This window comes from Chelatococcus reniformis, from assembly GCF_014640075.1.
GTDB classification, from domain to species: domain Bacteria; phylum Pseudomonadota; class Alphaproteobacteria; order Rhizobiales; family Beijerinckiaceae; genus Camelimonas; species Camelimonas reniformis.
Genome location: NZ_BMGG01000039.1, coordinates 1 through 526 on the forward strand (window position 1 = coordinate 1; position 526 = coordinate 526).

General features: G+C 68.6%; 1 protein-coding gene. It reads right to left on the bottom strand.

Annotated elements, in window-relative coordinates; translation table 11 throughout:
* The coding region (locus IEW34_RS30225) for an adenylate/guanylate cyclase domain-containing protein (RefSeq protein ID WP_188612961.1) at positions 1-526 on the bottom strand (526 nt) is incomplete at both ends.

Here is a 526-nt window from a genome sequence, read left to right on the forward strand (position 1 = left end):
CCGCCGTCGTCTGCGACACCAGGATCGCCGTGCCGTAGGTCTTGTTGATGCCTTCGAGGCGCGAGGCCAGGTTGATGGTGTCGCCCATCGCCGTGTACTGGAGGCGCGTCTCGGCGCCGACGCTGCCCACCACCGCCGGGCCGGTATGGATGCCGATGCGGGTGTGGAACGACGGCAGGCCCTGTTGCTGCTGCTCGCGGTTGAAGGCGTCGATCTCGGCGACCAGATCCAGCGCGCAGCGGCAGGCATGCTCGGCGTGGCGCGCATCGGCGGTCGGCGCGTTCCACAGGGCGAAGACGGAATCCCCCAGGAACTGGATGAGCACGCCGTCGTTGGCCAGCACCACCTGATGGATGCGATCGAAATAGGCGGACAGCATGGCGACCACCTCCTCCGGCGCGATGCGTTCGCTGATGGTGGTGAAGTCGGCGATGTCGGTGAACAGCGCCGTCACCTCCTGGCGCGCCGCCGAGCGGCCGGCGAAGCGGCCGTCGTCGAGGATGCGCCTGACGATCTCCACCGGCAC